General features: G+C 66.9%; 14 protein-coding genes. 6 read left to right on the top strand and 8 right to left on the bottom strand.

Features of this window, described 5'->3' with window-relative positions:
* Window positions 1-78 precede the first annotated feature (78 nt).
* Both ACFFJ6_RS02095 and ACFFJ6_RS02100 read left to right on the top strand, forming a co-directional pair.
* Window positions 79-1,302, top strand: coding sequence for an acyl-CoA dehydrogenase family protein (locus tag ACFFJ6_RS02095; RefSeq protein ID WP_378383848.1), 1,224 nt, complete (start codon window positions 79-81; stop codon window positions 1,300-1,302).
* 32 nt (window positions 1,303-1,334) lie between these two features.
* Entirely contained in the window at window positions 1,335-2,276 is a 942-nt protein-coding gene (locus ACFFJ6_RS02100) for an amino acid--[acyl-carrier-protein] ligase (protein WP_378383850.1), read from the top strand.
* Window positions 2,277-2,454: 178 nt separating this feature from the next.
* Here the strand turns inward: ACFFJ6_RS02100 and ACFFJ6_RS02105 are convergent, their stop codons facing one another.
* Genes ACFFJ6_RS02105 through ACFFJ6_RS02115 form a run of 3 tightly spaced genes read right to left on the bottom strand, consistent with a single transcriptional unit; the run spans window position 2,455 to window position 4,793 of the window.
* Window positions 2,455-3,186 (bottom strand): SDR family NAD(P)-dependent oxidoreductase, encoded by a 732-nt coding sequence (locus tag ACFFJ6_RS02105; RefSeq protein WP_378383852.1) that lies wholly within the window; start codon window positions 3,184-3,186, stop codon window positions 2,455-2,457.
* Window positions 3,179-4,561 (bottom strand): class I adenylate-forming enzyme family protein, encoded by a 1,383-nt coding sequence (locus tag ACFFJ6_RS02110; RefSeq protein WP_378383854.1) that lies wholly within the window; start codon window positions 4,559-4,561, stop codon window positions 3,179-3,181. Before ACFFJ6_RS02110 ends, ACFFJ6_RS02105 begins: the two co-directional genes overlap by 8 nt.
* On the bottom strand, window positions 4,548-4,793 hold the full coding sequence (locus ACFFJ6_RS02115; RefSeq protein ID WP_054165592.1) for a phosphopantetheine-binding protein: 246 nt from the start codon (window positions 4,791-4,793) through the stop codon (window positions 4,548-4,550). Before ACFFJ6_RS02115 ends, ACFFJ6_RS02110 begins: the two co-directional genes overlap by 14 nt.
* Before the next feature lie 105 nt (window positions 4,794-4,898).
* Between ACFFJ6_RS02115 and ACFFJ6_RS02120 the strand changes: the two genes are divergently transcribed.
* The gene (locus ACFFJ6_RS02120; RefSeq protein ID WP_378383856.1) at window positions 4,899-5,774 is read left to right on the top strand and encodes an acyl-CoA acyltransferase; all 876 of its coding nucleotides are present in this window, start codon (window positions 4,899-4,901) and stop codon (window positions 5,772-5,774) included.
* Between the two features lie 43 nt (window positions 5,775-5,817).
* Here the strand turns inward: ACFFJ6_RS02120 and ACFFJ6_RS02125 are convergent, their stop codons facing one another.
* Window positions 5,818-6,696 carry a branched-chain amino acid aminotransferase gene (locus tag ACFFJ6_RS02125; RefSeq protein WP_378383858.1) on the bottom strand — a complete coding sequence of 293 codons (879 nt, stop codon included), beginning with the start codon at window positions 6,694-6,696 and terminating at the stop codon, window positions 5,818-5,820.
* A gap of 49 nt (window positions 6,697-6,745) precedes the next feature.
* On the bottom strand, window positions 6,746-8,560 hold the full coding sequence (locus ACFFJ6_RS02130; protein ID WP_378383860.1) for a long-chain-acyl-CoA synthetase: 1,815 nt from the start codon (window positions 8,558-8,560) through the stop codon (window positions 6,746-6,748).
* 274 nt (window positions 8,561-8,834) lie between these two features.
* Here ACFFJ6_RS02130 and ACFFJ6_RS02135 point away from each other — a divergent pair, with 274 nt between their 5' ends.
* Window positions 8,835-10,139 carry an O-acetylhomoserine aminocarboxypropyltransferase/cysteine synthase family protein gene (locus tag ACFFJ6_RS02135; RefSeq protein WP_378383862.1) on the top strand — a complete coding sequence of 435 codons (1,305 nt, stop codon included), beginning with the start codon at window positions 8,835-8,837 and terminating at the stop codon, window positions 10,137-10,139.
* A 12-nt stretch (window positions 10,140-10,151) separates the two neighbouring features.
* Window positions 10,152-11,135 (top strand): homoserine O-succinyltransferase MetA, encoded by a 984-nt coding sequence (gene metA / locus ACFFJ6_RS02140; RefSeq protein WP_378383864.1) that lies wholly within the window; start codon window positions 10,152-10,154, stop codon window positions 11,133-11,135.
* A 188-nt stretch (window positions 11,136-11,323) separates the two neighbouring features.
* On the opposite strand, the gene ACFFJ6_RS02145 is transcribed toward metA, so the two are convergent.
* On the bottom strand, window positions 11,324-12,727 hold the full coding sequence (locus ACFFJ6_RS02145; protein ID WP_378383866.1) for a lipopolysaccharide biosynthesis protein: 1,404 nt from the start codon (window positions 12,725-12,727) through the stop codon (window positions 11,324-11,326).
* Window positions 12,728-12,931: 204 nt separating this feature from the next.
* Here ACFFJ6_RS02145 and ACFFJ6_RS02150 point away from each other — a divergent pair, with 204 nt between their 5' ends.
* Window positions 12,932-13,291 carry a hypothetical protein gene (locus tag ACFFJ6_RS02150; RefSeq protein ID WP_378383868.1) on the top strand — a complete coding sequence of 120 codons (360 nt, stop codon included), beginning with the start codon at window positions 12,932-12,934 and terminating at the stop codon, window positions 13,289-13,291.
* Between the two features lie 11 nt (window positions 13,292-13,302).
* Here the strand turns inward: ACFFJ6_RS02150 and ACFFJ6_RS02155 are convergent, their stop codons facing one another.
* Together ACFFJ6_RS02155 and ACFFJ6_RS02160 are read right to left on the bottom strand one after the other, a co-directional pair.
* Window positions 13,303-14,823 (bottom strand): glucosamine inositolphosphorylceramide transferase family protein, encoded by a 1,521-nt coding sequence (locus ACFFJ6_RS02155; RefSeq protein ID WP_378383870.1) that lies wholly within the window; start codon window positions 14,821-14,823, stop codon window positions 13,303-13,305.
* On the bottom strand, window positions 14,813-16,057 hold the full coding sequence (locus ACFFJ6_RS02160) for a glycosyltransferase family 4 protein (RefSeq protein ID WP_378383872.1): 1,245 nt from the start codon (window positions 16,055-16,057) through the stop codon (window positions 14,813-14,815). The genes ACFFJ6_RS02155 and ACFFJ6_RS02160 overlap by 11 nt, the downstream gene beginning before the upstream one ends.
* Window positions 16,058-16,102 lie beyond the last annotated feature (45 nt).

A 16,102-nucleotide genomic window follows, 5' to 3' on the forward strand; every position in this document is an offset into this window, starting at 1 on the left:
CCGGCTGCATTCAGCGTCGGCACGCGTAGCACCGCATGATCAGCATGTGCAACGCCGTCTCAAGGGAGACTCTACGCCATGGCGATGGTTACTGACAGCACGGCCCGTGATTTCACCTCGACCGCTGTTTCGTTCCGGCACGTAGCTGTGCCGTTGTCGCAACGCGTGGCACAGGTCGCTGCGATCGCGGCCAGCGAGGCCGACGGCGTCGATCGGGACTCGCGGTTTCCACACGCCGCGATCGAGGCGGCACGCGAACAGGGGCTGCTCGGCGCCCAGATTCCCGTCGAGTTCGGCGGCGAGGGCGCCACGATCCACGATATCACCGAGATGTGCTACGCGCTCGGCCGGGCCTGCGCCTCGACCGCGATGATCGTGGCGATGCATCAGACCAAGGTGGCCTGTCTGGTCCGCCACGGGCGCGGCAGCGCCTGGCACGAACGGTTGATGCGGCGGATCGCGGACGAGCAATTGCTGATAGCCTCGTCCACAACCGAAGGCAACAATGGCGGCAACATTCGCGCGAGCGCCGCCGCGATCGAAGTCACCACGGACGCCGTCTCGCTGGTCCGCGACGCCACGGTGATCTCCTACGGCGCGCAGGCCGACGGCGTGATGACGATCGCGCGCCGCGCCAATGATGCGGCGGCCTCCGATCAGGTGCTGGTGGTGTTCACCAAGGAAGACTACACGCTGCGGCCGACGCTGGGCTGGGAGACGCTCGGCATGCGCGGCACCTGTAGCCGCGGCTTCGAACTCAAGGCGAACGGCCTCGCCGCGCAGGTGTTCGCCGAGCCATATGATCGCATTCACGCCCAGACCATGACGCCGGTGGCGCATCTGTCGTGGTCGTCGGCCTGGGCCGGCATCGCGGCGGCTTCGGTCGAGCGGGCGCAGGCGTTCATTCGCAAGGCAGCGCGCGGCGCCGGCGGGCAGCTGCCGCCCGGCGCGGCGCACTACAATGCGGCCAAGCGCTCGCTGATCAAGCTGCGCGCGCTGATCAGTTCCAATCTCGACACTTACGTGGCGGCGGAGTTCGACGAGCGCGCGCTCTCCGCGCTCGATTTCCAGTCGGCCATCAACCTGCTCAAGGTCGAGGCTTCGGAACTGGCGGTCGAGACGGTGATGAGCGCGATGCGGGCCTGCGGGCTTTCCGGCTATCGCAACGACGGCGACTTCACCGTCGGCCGTCATCTGCGCGACGTGCTGTCGGCGCCGCTGATGATCAACAACGATCGCATCCTCGCCAACATCGGCACTGCCAGCCTGATGGCGGCCGTGCCGGCGACGTTGCGCGGCTGAACAATCACCGACTAATAGAGGAGGCCATCCGCATGAACGTCGCGATCCGCACGATCCCGTCCGAGGCCGCAGCGCAGCCGGTCGACCCGCTCGATCATCTCGCCGCGCATCTGTTCCACAAGCTCGGCGCCGACGGCGTCTATGCGCGCACCGCGCTGTATGAGGGCGTGGTCGAGAAGCTGGCGGCGCTGATCTCGCGGCATCGCGAGGCCGGCACCGAGGTGATGCGGTTTCCGCCGGTGATGAGCCGGGCGCAGCTCGAGAAGTCGGGCTATCTGAAGAGCTTCCCCAACCTGCTGGGCTGCGTCTGCGGCCTGCACGGCACCGAGCAGGAGATCAACGCGGCGGTGAGCCGGTTCGACGCCGGCGGCGACTGGACGACGTCGCTGTCGCCGGCCGACCTCGTGTTGTCACCGGCCGCCTGCTATCCGGTGTATCCGATCGCGGCGAGCCGCGGTCCGCTGCCGGCCGGCGGCCTGCGCTTCGATGTCGCCGCCGATTGCTTCCGCCGCGAGCCGTCGAAGCATCTCGACCGGCTGCAGTCGTTCCGAATGCGCGAATATGTCTGCATCGGCGCGCCGCAGGATGTGGCTGATTTCCGCGAGCGCTGGATGGTCAAGGCCCAGGCGATCGCGCGCGATCTCGGCCTCGCGTTCCGCGTCGATACAGCGTCCGATCCGTTCTTCGGCCGCGTCGGCCAGATGAAGGCGATCAGCCAGCAGCAACAGGCGCTGAAGTTCGAACTGCTGGTGCCGCTGCGCTCGGAGGACTCCCCGACCGCCTGCATGAGCTTCAACTATCACCGCGAGCATTTCGGCGTGACCTGGGGCATCGACGATGCCGAGGGCAAGCCCGCCCACACCGGCTGCGTCGCCTTCGGCATGGACCGCCTCGCCGTGGCGCTGTTCGCGACCCACGGCATCGACACGGCGGCATGGCCTGCGAGCGTGCGCGAGGCGCTGGCGCTGGACTAATCACCTCTCCCGCTTGCGGGAGAGGTCGGCCCGGCGGAGCGCAGCGAAGCTGGGACGGGTGAGGGCACTCCTATCAACGAGTCGCTGAATCACTGCCCGGGGCGCCCTCACCCCAGCCCTCTCCCGCTAGCGGGAGAGGGGGCGCGCTGCGATCGGGGCGCCTCGGTGGATAAGCAAACTACGCCGTATTCCCCGCGTCGATGGTCTGCACCGTGCCGGTGATATTCCGGCCGCCGTCGCCGAGCAGATACTCGACCATGCGAGCGACGTCGTCGGCTTCGGCGAGGCGGCGCAGGGCGCTGCGGTTGGCGATCTTGTCGCGGCCTTCGCCGGCGAGGCCCGAGGTCAGCTCGGTGTCGATGAAGCCCGGTGCGATCGCGTTGACGGTGATACCCAGCCGGCCGACTTCGCGCGCCAGCGACCGGGTGAAACCGATCGCGGCGGCCTTGGTGGCGCCATAGACGGACAGGCCGTTGTAGCCGGTCGAGCCGATGATCGACGACATGTTGATGATGCGGCCGCCGCCGTCCGCCATCATGTTGCGGACGATGTACTTGGTCAGCACCATCGGCGAGGTCACGTTGATGCGCAGCAGCGTCTCGATCTGGCTGTTGTGCATCGTCGCCAGCACGCCCTCGGTGCCGATGCCCGCATTGTTGACGAGGCCCCAGATCGAGCCGAACTCGCGGCGCAGGTCCTTGACCAGGCCCGGAATGGCGTCGATGTCGCCGAGATCGAACGGCCTGAAGGCGATCGAACCGGGGCCGTTCGCGGCGGCCGCGATTGCCGCGGTCAACTCGTCGCTCTCGCGCCGCGCGACGGCGATCACGCCGTAGCCGCCCGCCGCGAGTCGCTGCGCGATGGCGAGCCCGATGCCGCGGCTGCCACCCGTCACCAGCACCTTACGCATGGCGGGCCAGCTTGCCGGAAGCGGTGACGTCGAGTTGGGCCACGAAGTTGATCACCGCCGGCACCTTGTGGGCCGGCAGCGCGCGCTTGCATTCGGCGAGGATCGCTTCGCGGATCTCGCCGGTGCGCCCGGAGTCCGAGACGTTCGCCAACAGTACGTCGGCGACGACCAGCGCGCCGGTGATCGGACTGCGCCGCGAGCGGATCCGCACCATGCGGACCGCGGGATGGCGGTTGATCACCGCCTCGACTTCCTCGGGATGCACCTTGAGGCCGCCGACGTTGATGATGCCGTCGCGACGGCCGACGAAGTAATAGCGGTCGTCGCGCAGCTCGACCATGTCGCCGGTGTCGATGAAACCATCGGCCTCGGCGAGCGACGGGGCGCTCGCGCCCACATAGGTATGCGCGGTGCGCGTGGAGCGGATCCGCAGCGAGCCGTCGACCACCTTCATCTCGACGCCGCTCTGGTTCGGGCCGATCAGCGAGGCCGGAAAGCCCTCGCGGCCGTCGGTGACCGCGAAGCCGACGCCGGCTTCGGTCGACGCATAAGCGTGGCCGATCGAGGCGTCGGGGAAGACGCGGCGCAGACTGTCGAGCACCGCCTGATCGGCGATCTCGCCGGAGAGCCGCACGTAGTCCGGTCGGAAACTCGCGGCGGCGGCGCTCATCAGCGCCTTGCGCCAATGCGACGGCGTGCCGGAAATATGCGTGACGCCGCGGGCGGACAGGCGGCCGAGGTGATCGATCATGGTTTCGCCCGGCGCCGACAGCACCATCGAGCCGCCGCCGAGCACGGCGCGCAGGAAGATCTGCAGGCCGCCATAGCGGCGGATATCGTAGAAGGTCGCCCATGTCTGCGGGGCGCGCAACGCGGCGCCGTCCGCGACGATCGCGCCGGTCAGCGCCGCCAGCGTGTGCGCGACGATCTTCGGCGCGCCGGTGGTGCCCGAGGTGAGCATCAGCCATTGCGTGGTGTGCGTCAGTTCCAGCGGCGGCGCGGGCCGCAGCGGCAGCGCCGCCGTGACGATCAGCGCGACGCCGCGGCCGGCCCAGCGGTCCGGATCGTCGGTCACGATCGCATCGATCTCGGCATCGGCGATCAGCGAGGCGGCATGCGCCATGTCGAAATCAGGCGGACACAGCAACATCCGCCGCGCCACGCCGTCGAGCTCGATCATCGCGATGCCGCTGGCGAGCTGCGTCGACAAGGACAGCACGACCGATCTGCCGGCAAGGTCCGGCAGCCGGCCGCCCAGGATCGTTCCCGATGCGATGTCGGAGATCGCGACCGAATCCGTCTTGTCGGACAGCGTGCGGTCGTTCAGACCGGTCGCCAGATAGTTGCGCAGCGCGGTGATTTCACGCGGGGACATTCTCATACGCCTTGATGAAGTCGCCGAGCGTCACCGGAAAGATTGCGTCGTCGGCGGCCGTGAACGGATCGACGCCGAGCGTGTCTTCGAGCCGCGCCACCAGAATGGCGAAACACAGCGAGTCGAAGCCGGATTGGTGTAGTACGAGATCGTCGGTGAGCGGCGGCAGTTTGCGGTTCTGCTCTGCGGCGATTTCCTGCATCATCGTGACGATTGTTAACCGTACAGACATCGATCTTTCGCCTTCCTGCTCGATCCGTGAGACAACACCATAGTGCGCAATGATGAAGCGAATCTATGCGCGTAGTTCGCAAATCGGGTCGATTGGTAAACGACGATGGATGCTCGCAAAGTGCGTTGCCGCGAGATCACCGATGCGGATATCGAGCCGGTCTCGGCCCTGCTGACGCGCGGTTTCGTCGGTCGCACGGCGGACTACTGGCGGCGCGGCCTGCATCGCCAGGGTGAGCGGAAGATTCCGCCCGGTTGTCCGCGTTACGGATATTTACTGGAAGCCGGAGGCGAGCCGGTCGGCGTGCTCCTGCTGCTCTACGCGCAGCGTGGCGGCACCGACGATGCCGGCCTGCGCTGCAACGTGTCGAGCTGGTACGTCGAGCCGGAGTTCCGAAACTACGCGACGATGCTGACCTCGATTGCGCAGAAGAACAAGGCCGTCACCTACATCAATATCTCGCCGGCGGTGAACACCTGGCCGATCATCGAGGCGCAGGGATTCCGGCGCTATTGCCAGGGCATGTTCGTGGCATTGCCGCTGCTGTCGGCCGCCGAGCGCGGCATGAGAGTCGAGCGGGTCAATGCCGCCCCCGCGGCGGTCGAGGGGCTCGATCCGGCCGAGTTCGATCTGCTGCGCAGTCATGCGGCCTATGGCTGCCTGTCGCTGGTCTGTCGCGTCGGTCGCGAGGCGATCCCGTTCATCCTGGTGCCGAAGCGGATCAAGCACGGCCGCTTTCCGACGCCGGCGATGCAGCTGGTGTACTGCCGCGACGTGCCGGACGTGGTCCGCTGCGCCGGCGCGCTCGGCCGCGCGCTGATCTGGCGCGGCGTCGCCATGCTGATCGTCGATGCCAACGGGCCGATCGCCGGGCTGAAGGGCAAGTATCTGCAATCGCGCGGCTGCAAGTACTTCAAGGGCCCGAACCCGCCGCGGCTGGCCGATCTGACCGAGACCGAGCTGGTGCTGTACGGGCCGTAGCCGGCCGCGCATCAGCACAGCGCGCTCGCTCGGAGTCGCCGCCTCAGCTGCGGCTGTGTGCGAAATCCCAATACAGCTCCCGGGCGCGGGTGAAGACCGGGCCGGGCTGCAGCGTGCGGTCGTCGATGCGGATGATGGGCTGCACCTTGGCGAAATTGCCGCTGGCGAAGATCTCGTCGGCCGCGAAGAAGTCCTCGTAGCGCAGCGTGGTCTCGACCACGTCCATGCCGTCGCCGCGCAGCAGGGCGATGACCCGCTGCCGCGTCACGCCGTTCAGGAACGTGCCGTTCGGCGTCGGCGTGAACACCACGCCGTCCTTCACCAAGAAGATGTTGGAGTTGCCGAGTTCGGCGATGTTGCCGAGCATGTCGCGCATCAGGCAGTTGGCGAAGCCGCGGCTCTGCGCCTCGATCATCGCGCGCGAATTGTTCGGATACAGGCAGCCGGCCTTGGCGTCGACCACCGCGCAATCGGCGCTCGGCTTGCGGAACGGCGACAGCGTGATCGACAGGCCGGTCGGCTTCGGCATCGGGGCTTCGTAGATGCACAGGCACCAGTTCGTCGTCTCGGGATCGAACAGCACACCGCCGCCGAAGCCGTTCTGCGCCCAATACATCGGGCGGATGTAGGTTTCGGCCTTGGCATCGAAGCGCTTCAGCCCGTCCTGCACCAGCCCATGCCAGGTTGCTTCGTCGACCATCGGCTTGAGCTTGAAGTTGGTCGCCGACCAGTTGACGCGCGCGAGGTGTCTGTCGAGATCCGGCGTCACGCCCTCGAAGGCGCGGGCACCGTCGAACACCATCGAGCCGAGCCAGGCCGCGTGGGTGCGTGGCCCCATGATCGGCACATTGCCCTCGTGCCAATCGCCTTCGAAGAACGTCCACGTCCGGGAGAAGCTGACGGGTGCGGCTGCGGGGATCATGCTTGGTTTCTCATTCGACGACTAGCGATCATGAGGGGGATGGTTGCTGCTACAGGCGGAACTCGCCGGCCGCGATGCGGGCGTAGCGCTCGCGATCGAGCGGCACATAGCCGTCGGCGTCCGCCACATAGAGCGGATCGGTCACGATGCCCGGGTCGAAGCCGGCATCGATCAGCTCCTGCTTCTTTGGCTTGAAGGTGCCGGTGATCTCCAGCGCATGGCTCAGCCGGATGAACAGCGGCCGCGCGAACGGCGGCAGCCGGTCGGCGAGATAGCGATGCAGCGCGGCCGGGTCGAAATCATCGCCGACGACGAGCGCCGCCATGCCGGCGCGGCCGTCGGCGTGAGGCACGCTGACTCCATAGACGCTGGCCTCGATCACGCCCGGACATGCGGCGATCACTTCGGTGACCTCGCTTGCCGCGACGTTCTCGCCCTTCCAGCGAAACGTATCGCCGATGCGATCGACGAACCGAAAGAAGCCCTTGGCGTCCTGCAGCATCAGGTCGCCGGTGCGAAACCAGGAGTCGCCGGGCGCGAACACGTCGCGCAGCACCTTCTTCTCGCTCTCCGCCGCGCTGGTGTAGCCGTCGAACCGGCCGCCGCGACTGTCGGCCTCGCCGATCCGGCCGATTGCCTCGCCGGCCTCGCCGGGCGCGCAGCGGATGCAGCGGCCGTCTGCGTCGCGGAGCGGCTGTCCGGTGTCGATATCGAATTTCACGATCGCGGCCGGAAAGCGATGCGCGAGGAACGACGGGATGCGGCCGATCGCGCCGGGTTCGCCTTCGACGTTGTAGAGCGAGAAATTGCCCTCGGTCGCCGCATAGAATTCGAGGATGCGCGGGATCGCGAAGCGCGCCTGGAATGCCTCCCACACGTCGCCGCGCAGGCCATTGCCGCAGACCAGCCGCAGCCGGTGCTGCGTTTCGCGCGGGGAGGCCGGCGCCTGCAGCAGATAGCGGCACAACTCGCCGATATATTGAAACAGCGTGCAGTCCCAACGGACGATGTCGTCCCAGAACCGGCTCGCGGAGAATTTCTCCGCGATCACCACCGAGCCGCCCGCCATTAGCAGGCTGCCGGGCGCCACCACGCCGCCGACGCTGTGATACATCGGCAGGCAATCGTACATCCGGTCGTCGGACGTCGCGTCGATCAGCCCGGCGAACCAGCCGGCCCAGCTCATCACCCGCCGATGCGTGACGCGCGCCGCCTTCGGCAGGCCGGTGGTGCCGGAGGTGTAGATCAGCAGCGCGAGATCATCGATGGTCACCTCGCGCGGTGGACGTGCCGCCGGAAGCTCGGCGGCCCGCGCCCGCTCGATCGAGGTCTCGTCCCGAGCTCCGCCGTGTCGCCACAGCCGCGGCGACGTGGTGAGATGCGCGCGCGCGCTGTCGAAGGCATCGGCGAGATCATGAGCGACGATGATGTGCTTCGATTGAGCGAGATCGACGCAATGCGCCAGAGATGCGCCGACGAGCTGCGTGTTGATCAGCGCGACGACGCCGCCCACACGGGTGATGCCGAGCCATGCGGCGAGATAGTCCGGCCGGTTGGGCATCAGCAGGCTCACCGTGTCGCCCTTCGCCACGCCGATGGACACGGCCCAGCGTGCGTAGCGATCGATGCGGGCCGCCAGCTCGGCGTAGCTGAGCGACTCGTGCTCCGAGACGATCGCGTCGCGGTGTGGCGTCGCCGCAGCGTGATCGGCGATCACATCTGCCAACAAGCGATGCGGCGTCTGCTCGATGCGCGCCGTGAGCTCGATCGCCTTCAGCCAGCTCTTGGCAACCGAGGGCCTGGCCGGCGCGGATCGCGCCGGCGCCAAGCCCGCTGCGGTTACGGCTGTTGGTTGCATGTTCATGAACGCGAACCCGACAATCTGGCGACAAATATCGGCGCAACTTACGCGAATGGAATTGGCAAATGCTTGCGGGCGAGCCGACAAAGCGTCCGTAAGGTAAACGAAGCTATTTCAAATAGATTGATTCAAATTGTAGCGAATTCATCATTCGTTATTAGGGTTAGTACCGCGAAGTTTTTGAAACTTGTTGTCGCATTCAACCTTGCTGCCTTAGCTAGTGGCGTACCGGAAGCTGCCCGAAGTGCAGTTCGTGCGGACCTGCGGAGGTGAGCCTATGCGCAACGAGACGATTGCCATTCACGCCGGCTACGATCCCGATCCGACCACAAAGGCCGTCGCGGTGCCGATCTATCAAACCGCCTCCTACGCATTCGACAGCGCCGACCATGGCGCGGCGCTGTTCAATCTCGAAACCGAAGGCTATCGCTATTCGCGGATCGCCAATCCGACGAGCGCGGTGCTTGAAAAGCGGGTCGCGGACCTCGAAGGCGGCGTCGGCGCGCTGGCGGTGGCGACCGGGCAGGCGGCGCTGCATTTCTCTTTCGTCAATGTCGCCGATCACGGCGGCAACATCGTCTCGGTGCCGCAGCTTTACGGCACCACCCACACGCTGCTCTCACATATCCTGCCGCGCCAGGGTATCACCGGTCGGTTCGCCGAAAGCGACAAGCCCGACGACATCGAGCGGCTGATCGACCAGAACACCCGCGCGGTGTTCTGCGAGACCATCGGCAATCCGGCCGGCAATGTCTGCGATATCGAGCGCATCGCCGAGGTCGCGCATCGGCACGGCGTGCCGCTGATCGTCGACAACACGGTGGCGACGCCGATCCTGCTCAAACCGATCGACTATGGCGCCGACATCGTGGTGCATTCGCTGACCAAGTTCCTCGGCGGCCACGGCACGACGCTGGGTGGCATCATCGTCGACAGCGGCCGGTTCGACTGGGCCGCGCAGCCGGAGCGCTTTCCGGCCTTCAATCAGCCCGATCACTCCTATCACGGCATGGTTTATGCCGAGCGGTTCGGGCCGACCGCCTATATCGAGCGGGCGCGCTCGATCTATCAGCGCACGATGGGCTCGGTGCTGTCGCCGTTCAATGCCTTCCTGCTGCTGCAGGGCATCGAGACGGTGGCGCTCCGCATGGAGCGGCATGTCGAGAATGCCCGCAAGGTCGCCGAATTCCTCAAGGACGATCCGCGCGTCGCCTGGGTCAACTACACCGGATTCCCGGACAGCCCGTATTATCCGCTGGTGCAGAAATATCTCGACGGCCGCGCGTCGTCGCTGTTCACCTTCGGCATCAAGGGCGGCATGGAGGCCGGCAAGGCGTTTTACGACTCGCTGAAGCTGATCACCCGGCTGGTCAATATCGGCGATGCGAAATCGCTGGCCTGTCATCCGGCCTCGACCACGCATCGGCAGATGTCGGTGGAGCAGCAGCGTGTCGCCGGCGTGCTGCCGGAGACGATCCGACTGTCGATCGGCATCGAGCATATCTCGGACATCATCGAGGATCTCGATCAGGCGCTGGCGCGCGCGAGTGGCCAGCAGTCCCGCCTGATCGCCGCCGAATAGAGGCACGGCGGGATGACCTTGCTGTTCGACAAGGCCGATCTGCAAGACGATGCACCGCTGGTGCCGACGAATGCGGCCGAGAGCGCCGCGCCGGCGCGTCGCCGTGTGATCGAGATCGGCCTGGTCAACAACATGAGCGACGCGGCGCTCCGCGCCACCGAGCGGCAATTCATGCAATTGCTGCGCGACGGAGCCGAGGGCCAGACCGTGCGGCTGCATTGCTTCGCGCTGCCCTCGGTGACGCGCTCGCAGGCGGCACGCCAGCGCATCGCCAGCCTCTACACCGACATCGCAGAGATCGACGCGCTGCAGCTCGACGGCCTGATCGTCACCGGCGCAGAGCCGCGTGCCGCGACGCTGCAAGGCGAGCCGTATTGGGACGAGATGCGGGCGCTGGTGGATTGGGCCGAGGCGCATACGCGCTCGACGATCTGGTCGTGCCTCGCCGCGCATGCCGCGGTGTTGCATCTCGACGGCGTCGAGCGTCAGCGGCTGCCGCAGAAATGTTCGGGCGTCTATGGCTGCGACCTGATGGACGACGACGCACTCCTGGCTGGCCTGCCGGCCCAACCGCGCGTTCCGCATTCCCGGCTCAACGATCTGCCGGCCGAGAAGCTGGCCGCCGCGGGCTACACGATGCTGACGCAGGCGCAGGGGGCCGGCGTCGACATCTTCACGCGCCAGACCCGTAGCCGCTTCGTGTTCTTCCAGGGCCACCCGGAATACGACATCTGCTCCTTGCAGCGGGAGTATCTGCGCGACATCGGACGCTATCTGACTGGCGAGCGGCAGGACTATCCCGATGTGCCGGTCGATTACTTCGACGATGAAACCGAGCAGGCGCTTCAGATGTTGCGCGCGGAGGCCGAGGCCCGCCGCGATCCAGCGCTGATCGCCAAGCTGCCTTCATTGACGCTGCGCGCAGACGTGGCCGAAGCGGTCGAAGGAACCGCGTCGGCGCTATTCCGCAACTGGCTGACGATGCTGGCGCAGTAACGTCGATTCATCAGCGCCGAGCTTGCGAACTCAGGCCGTTCCGTTTCCATCCGTCATGCACGGCCTCGTGCCGGGCATCCACGTCTTGCTGACGGAAATACGGATAAAGAGTGGATGGCCGGGACAGCCCGGCCATGACGGCATTCCGGGCATATGTCGTAAGTCGCTGAGCTCGTCGCCGAGCCGCTTCACTCCGCGCGAAGCGGGGTGCGGCCGCGGCGCAGGCGGGTCATGAGGCGCAACACCGAGCCGTCGATGCCGGTCATGCTCTTGGCTGCGCCGCGCAGCAACAGCGCCAGGGTGACGAACGACACGGTGGTCGCTGCCACGGCGCCGGTGATGCCGAACATCGGGATCAGGATGAAGAAGCCGACCGCCCGCATCAGGACGGTGCCGCCGACGATCGCCAGATAGCTGCCCTCATGTCCGGTCAGCATCAGGATCGAGCCCGACGGGCCGGCCGCCGCGACCGCCGCCGTACCGATCGTGAGCAGCGCCAGCGCGCCGTAATACGGCACGTAGTCGGCGTTGAAGGCCATCAGGATCCAGTGGCCGCCGCCGAGCACGACCATCAGCCCGCCGATCACGATCGCCAGCGTGATCAGCGCGACGGAGTCGAGCAGACTGTCGAGCTGGCGATACTGGCGATTGTAGTACAGGTTGGGGAAGTGGCGCGTGGAGAAGATGTAGACCGCGCCGGTCGCCATCGCGAACGCGTTGGCGATCCGTGTCGTGACGAAATAGGCGCCGGCGACGGTCGGGCTCATCAGATAGCCGATGATCACGACGTCGGCATATTGGTTAGCGGCCTCCAGCGCGCCGGAGATCCACAACTTGGTCGATCGCGCCATCCACGTGCGCAGATCGAAACGCGAGCTGGAGCGCCCGATCCCGGGGAACTGCGCGCGGACGCGGCGGCGCAGGAGCGCCATCTGGATCAGCATGGTGATGCTCGCCATCGCCGCCATGCTCAGGAAGATCCGATACATCTCGATCGGCGCGCCGAGCGCGTAGCTGACCACGATGTAGAGCATCGGGCACAGCGCCACGGGCAGATAGGTCAGGCCGTCGCCGACCCAGACGCCGATTGCGCCGCGCGCGAAGTGCGAGGATGTCAGCAGCAGCGAATAGCAGACCAGATACAGCGTCGCCGCGAGCGCCAGCGCGATGTCGTGTTCGGCCGCGAACCAGACGAAGAACGGCAGCCCGATCAGCGCGACGCCGATCAGCGAGGCGAGGGCGGTGAACGTCATGGCGCCTTTCAGCGTCGCCTCGTCGTTTGCCGCGCTGAACTCGCTCCAGGACCGGGTGATGAAGATCTGCTGGCCGAAGGTGGCGATGACGCTGAGCAGGCCGGCGGCGCTGAACAGCATCGAATAGGTGCCGAAATCGTGGCGGCTGAGCATCCGCGCCGCGAGCGTCACCAGCGCCAGATTCGCGATCGTGATCGCCACGCGCAACGCGAATGCGCCCGTCATGGTGCGAACCGCGACGTTGCTGCGGAGGCCGACAAATCTGTCGATCGGAATGGTGAACTTCACAGGTTGAGCCTGACCGGAGCGGAACTTCAGAAGTGACGAAACGACGGCCACGCCGCGCTTCGTCAGCGATGTGCCGGAACGGCGATGTGACATCGACACGCTGGCATCGTATTGCAACTTACTCTAATTGGAGTCACTTCGGTGGCGTGCCAAATGATAATTGCGTGTAGGGTAAAGACTCGCGGTATCCGTGTCCGAAATATCCGCAGAGGGCTGCGCTGTTAACCATGGGAAGACGTGACGAGACGAGGATTGATGGAGCAGCTTCCGGCGAAATTCGAAGTGTTGCTGCGTATTGCTGCGTGGCTGTGTCTGGCCTTCATCGCGATGGCGACGCTCAGTCCGCTGGGACTGCGGCCGACCACCGGTTGGCCGCCATCGATCGAGCGCTTTCTCGCCTTCGCGGTCGTCGGCGGATTGTTCGCGATGGCCTATCCTCGCTACATCATTCTGGCGGCCGTCGTCGTGCTCGGTGCTGCGGCGCTGTTCGAGGTTCTCCAGGTGCTGACTCCGTCGCGGCACGGCCGGGTGTTCGATGCCGCGGTGAAGCTGTGCGGCGGCTCGTTCGGACTGATCGCGGGCTGGTTGCTGGTGCGCTGGATTCCGCGGCGCTGACGCGTTAGGCCTCAGCGGCTTGGCGCGCCGGCCGGTTCGCCGAAGCGGCTCGGGAGCCGTAGCGCCTCGATCTTCGGCTGAATGATGGTGCCGTCGATCAACTCCAGCCGACCGCAACGATTCAGCGTGTGCAGCTTGCGGCCCGGCCAGCGCGGACCTGGCGTGACCGTGTGCTGCACGGTCTGGCTGAAGCGCGTCGGCGACAGCTCGGTGATCTCGGCGAGACCGAGCGCGCTGCCGTAGCCGTGAGTGCAGTCCTGCACCGGCCGCCACAGCCGGCCGTTGCGGCGAACGAAATGGCCGGCCGGGCGCGCGCTGGCCCGATCCACCAGGGCGGGACGCTGCGCGTGCGGCTGCCATGGCCCGAACAGATCGTCGGCATAGTAGATCGACAGCGTGTCGGAATAGCCGCCGGCGCCGTCGCGGGTCGCGCCGAACATGTAGTTGAGGCCGTCGTGCTGCACGATCGTGGCGTCGGCGAATTCGACGCCCGCCAGCAGCGTCGCGTGGCGCTCCCAGCGGTGCGGGAACTCGGCGCACCGATAGATGGTCACCTCGTGCTCGGCGCTGCTCTCCGGGATCATCCAGAGTTCGTCCTGATGCACGATCAGGAACGGATAGGACAGGTGCCAGGATTCCTCGAGCACGGGGATCGCCGCGCCGATCGGCCCTTGGGGGCCGAACTCGATCGCCGAGATGAAGCCTTTGCCGACGTGATGGTCGAGCTCCTCGACGAACACGAAGGTGCGGCCCTTCCAGGTGACGGGAAATGGATCGGCGTAGAACCGGTTCGCCGGACTCGGCACGGCGCGCCAGTCGGGGCCCGAGAGGTCCCCCGAATTCCAGATGCCGGCATCGTCGGTGTGACGCCATCCGATGCGCCAATGCGGCGAGTAGCAGCAGAGCCGATAGATGCGCCGAGCCAGGCTGCTGGCGAGGCCGCGCAGCACGAACGCCGCCGGCGACCGCACGGTGCGAGGTGACGTGAACGGGTGCGGCGGCGCGGTCGGCACGCCCGTTTCGAGCGCGCCCTTCAGCAGCGTTGCGGTGCGGGCCATCACCGTTCCGAGCGCGCCGCCGAGGCCTTCGGCGGCTTCGCCCGAGGGCTTGCCCGACCACAGCACGGCGCCGCTGATGTCGTCGTGGATTTCGATCAGCGGCAGATCGCCTGCCACGATCGCGGCGAGCGCCGCATCCTCCCCCGCGACGCCGTCATACAGCGGCCGCAAGTACATCCGCGGCGTCCGCGCCGGATCGCGCGGCATCGCGGTGAAGTCGATGACGACATCGGGTGTCTCCGGCGGCTGCCGGTTCTCTTGCGCGAAGGCGGGATCGGAATCCGCCCCGCAGGCGCGGCCGCGGCGGAGCAGCATGCGCTCGAGATCGAGCAGGGCTTCGAGGCCGGCGGGGCGGGTGTCGTCGGCGTGCACCCAGACGATCTGCAGTCGCGGGCCGACGTCGCCGAGCAGCGTCGTCAGATGGCGCATCCAGCGCCGTGGTCGGCGATCGTCGAAACGGAGTTCAACCAGCACGACGTGATCCTTCCCCCTTGGACCGGATCGTCTGCTCGATGAGGTGGACATATTCGTCGACCATCGCGTCGACCGAATAGAGCGTCTTCAGGCCGTCGCCCGCTCGGCGCAGCTGCGACGCGAGGGCGGGATCGCCGAGCACGCGCGCGATTGCGGCACCGAGCGCCGGCGTGTCGGAAGCCTCGACCAGCAGTGCGGCCGGCTCGCCCTGATACGACAGCACTTCGCGCAGCACCGGCAGATCGTTCGCCACGACCGGCACGCCCGCATGGGCGGCTTCGACGGCGGCGAGCCCGAAGGTTTCGGCCAGCGAGGGAAACACGAAGACGTCGAGGCAGGCGAGAAAGTTCGCGACCTGCTCGGGCGAGATCTCGCCGACGAAGCGAACCCGCTCGGCGACGCCGAGCTCGGCAGCGAGATCGCGCAGCCGCGCCTCGTCGGGCCCCTGGCCGGCCAGTGCCAGCGTCCAGTCCGGATGCGCCGGCAGCACGCGCAGCGCAGCGTCGAGCTGCTTCAGCGGATGCAGCCGCGCCACCGAGCCGAGCACGGTCGCGTCGGGCGCCAGGCCGAAATGGCGGCGAGCCTCGTCTTTCGACAGCGTCGGGCGCTTCTGGTCGAAGCCGTGCGGCACATGCGTCAGGCGCGTGCGATAGCCATCCGGGTAACGCGAATAGTCGCGCAACATGTCTTGCGAGTTCACGGTGATCCGCGCGAATACGCCGAGCTGTCCCATCACGCGGTCGATGCCGCGCAGCCAGGCGGGCATGGTCAGACGCGCCGATACCTGATTGGCGATCACCGGCGCGGGTCCGGCCAGCCGCGCGACCGCGCCGCCGATCGCATTGCCGTAGTGCTGAAACGTCAGGATCACGTCGGGCCGGATCTGCCGGATGCGTTGATGCAGCGTGCCGAGAAACCGCAGGAAGGATAGCGGGTCGCCGGGCCGTCGCGCCGCGCAGTACACGGTCTGCGGTGGCTCGTCGAACGACCGCGACTGCCGGAAGAAGAATAGATTGTGGACGTCATAGCCGCGTGCCGCGAGGCCTGCGCCGACCAGACGCGAGATTTCCTGCGCGCCCGCGTTCTCCGCCTGGGTCTGCACCAGCAGCACGCGCGCCCGCTGCGGCTTGCCCGAAATCGCCTCCGCGGCGTCGTCCGGCGCCGATCGCTCGCCGGATTCGCGGCGCGCGAGGGCGAGGCCGCTGCGGGCCCGGCTGTCCTGATCGCGGGTCATCGGAGATGGCGTCGGCAAAACTTCGTCCAATGGGCCGGCCGTGAG

The organism is Rhodopseudomonas telluris (genome assembly GCF_042432815.1).
In the GTDB taxonomy this organism is placed as follows: domain Bacteria; phylum Pseudomonadota; class Alphaproteobacteria; order Rhizobiales; family Xanthobacteraceae; genus Rhodopseudomonas; species Rhodopseudomonas telluris.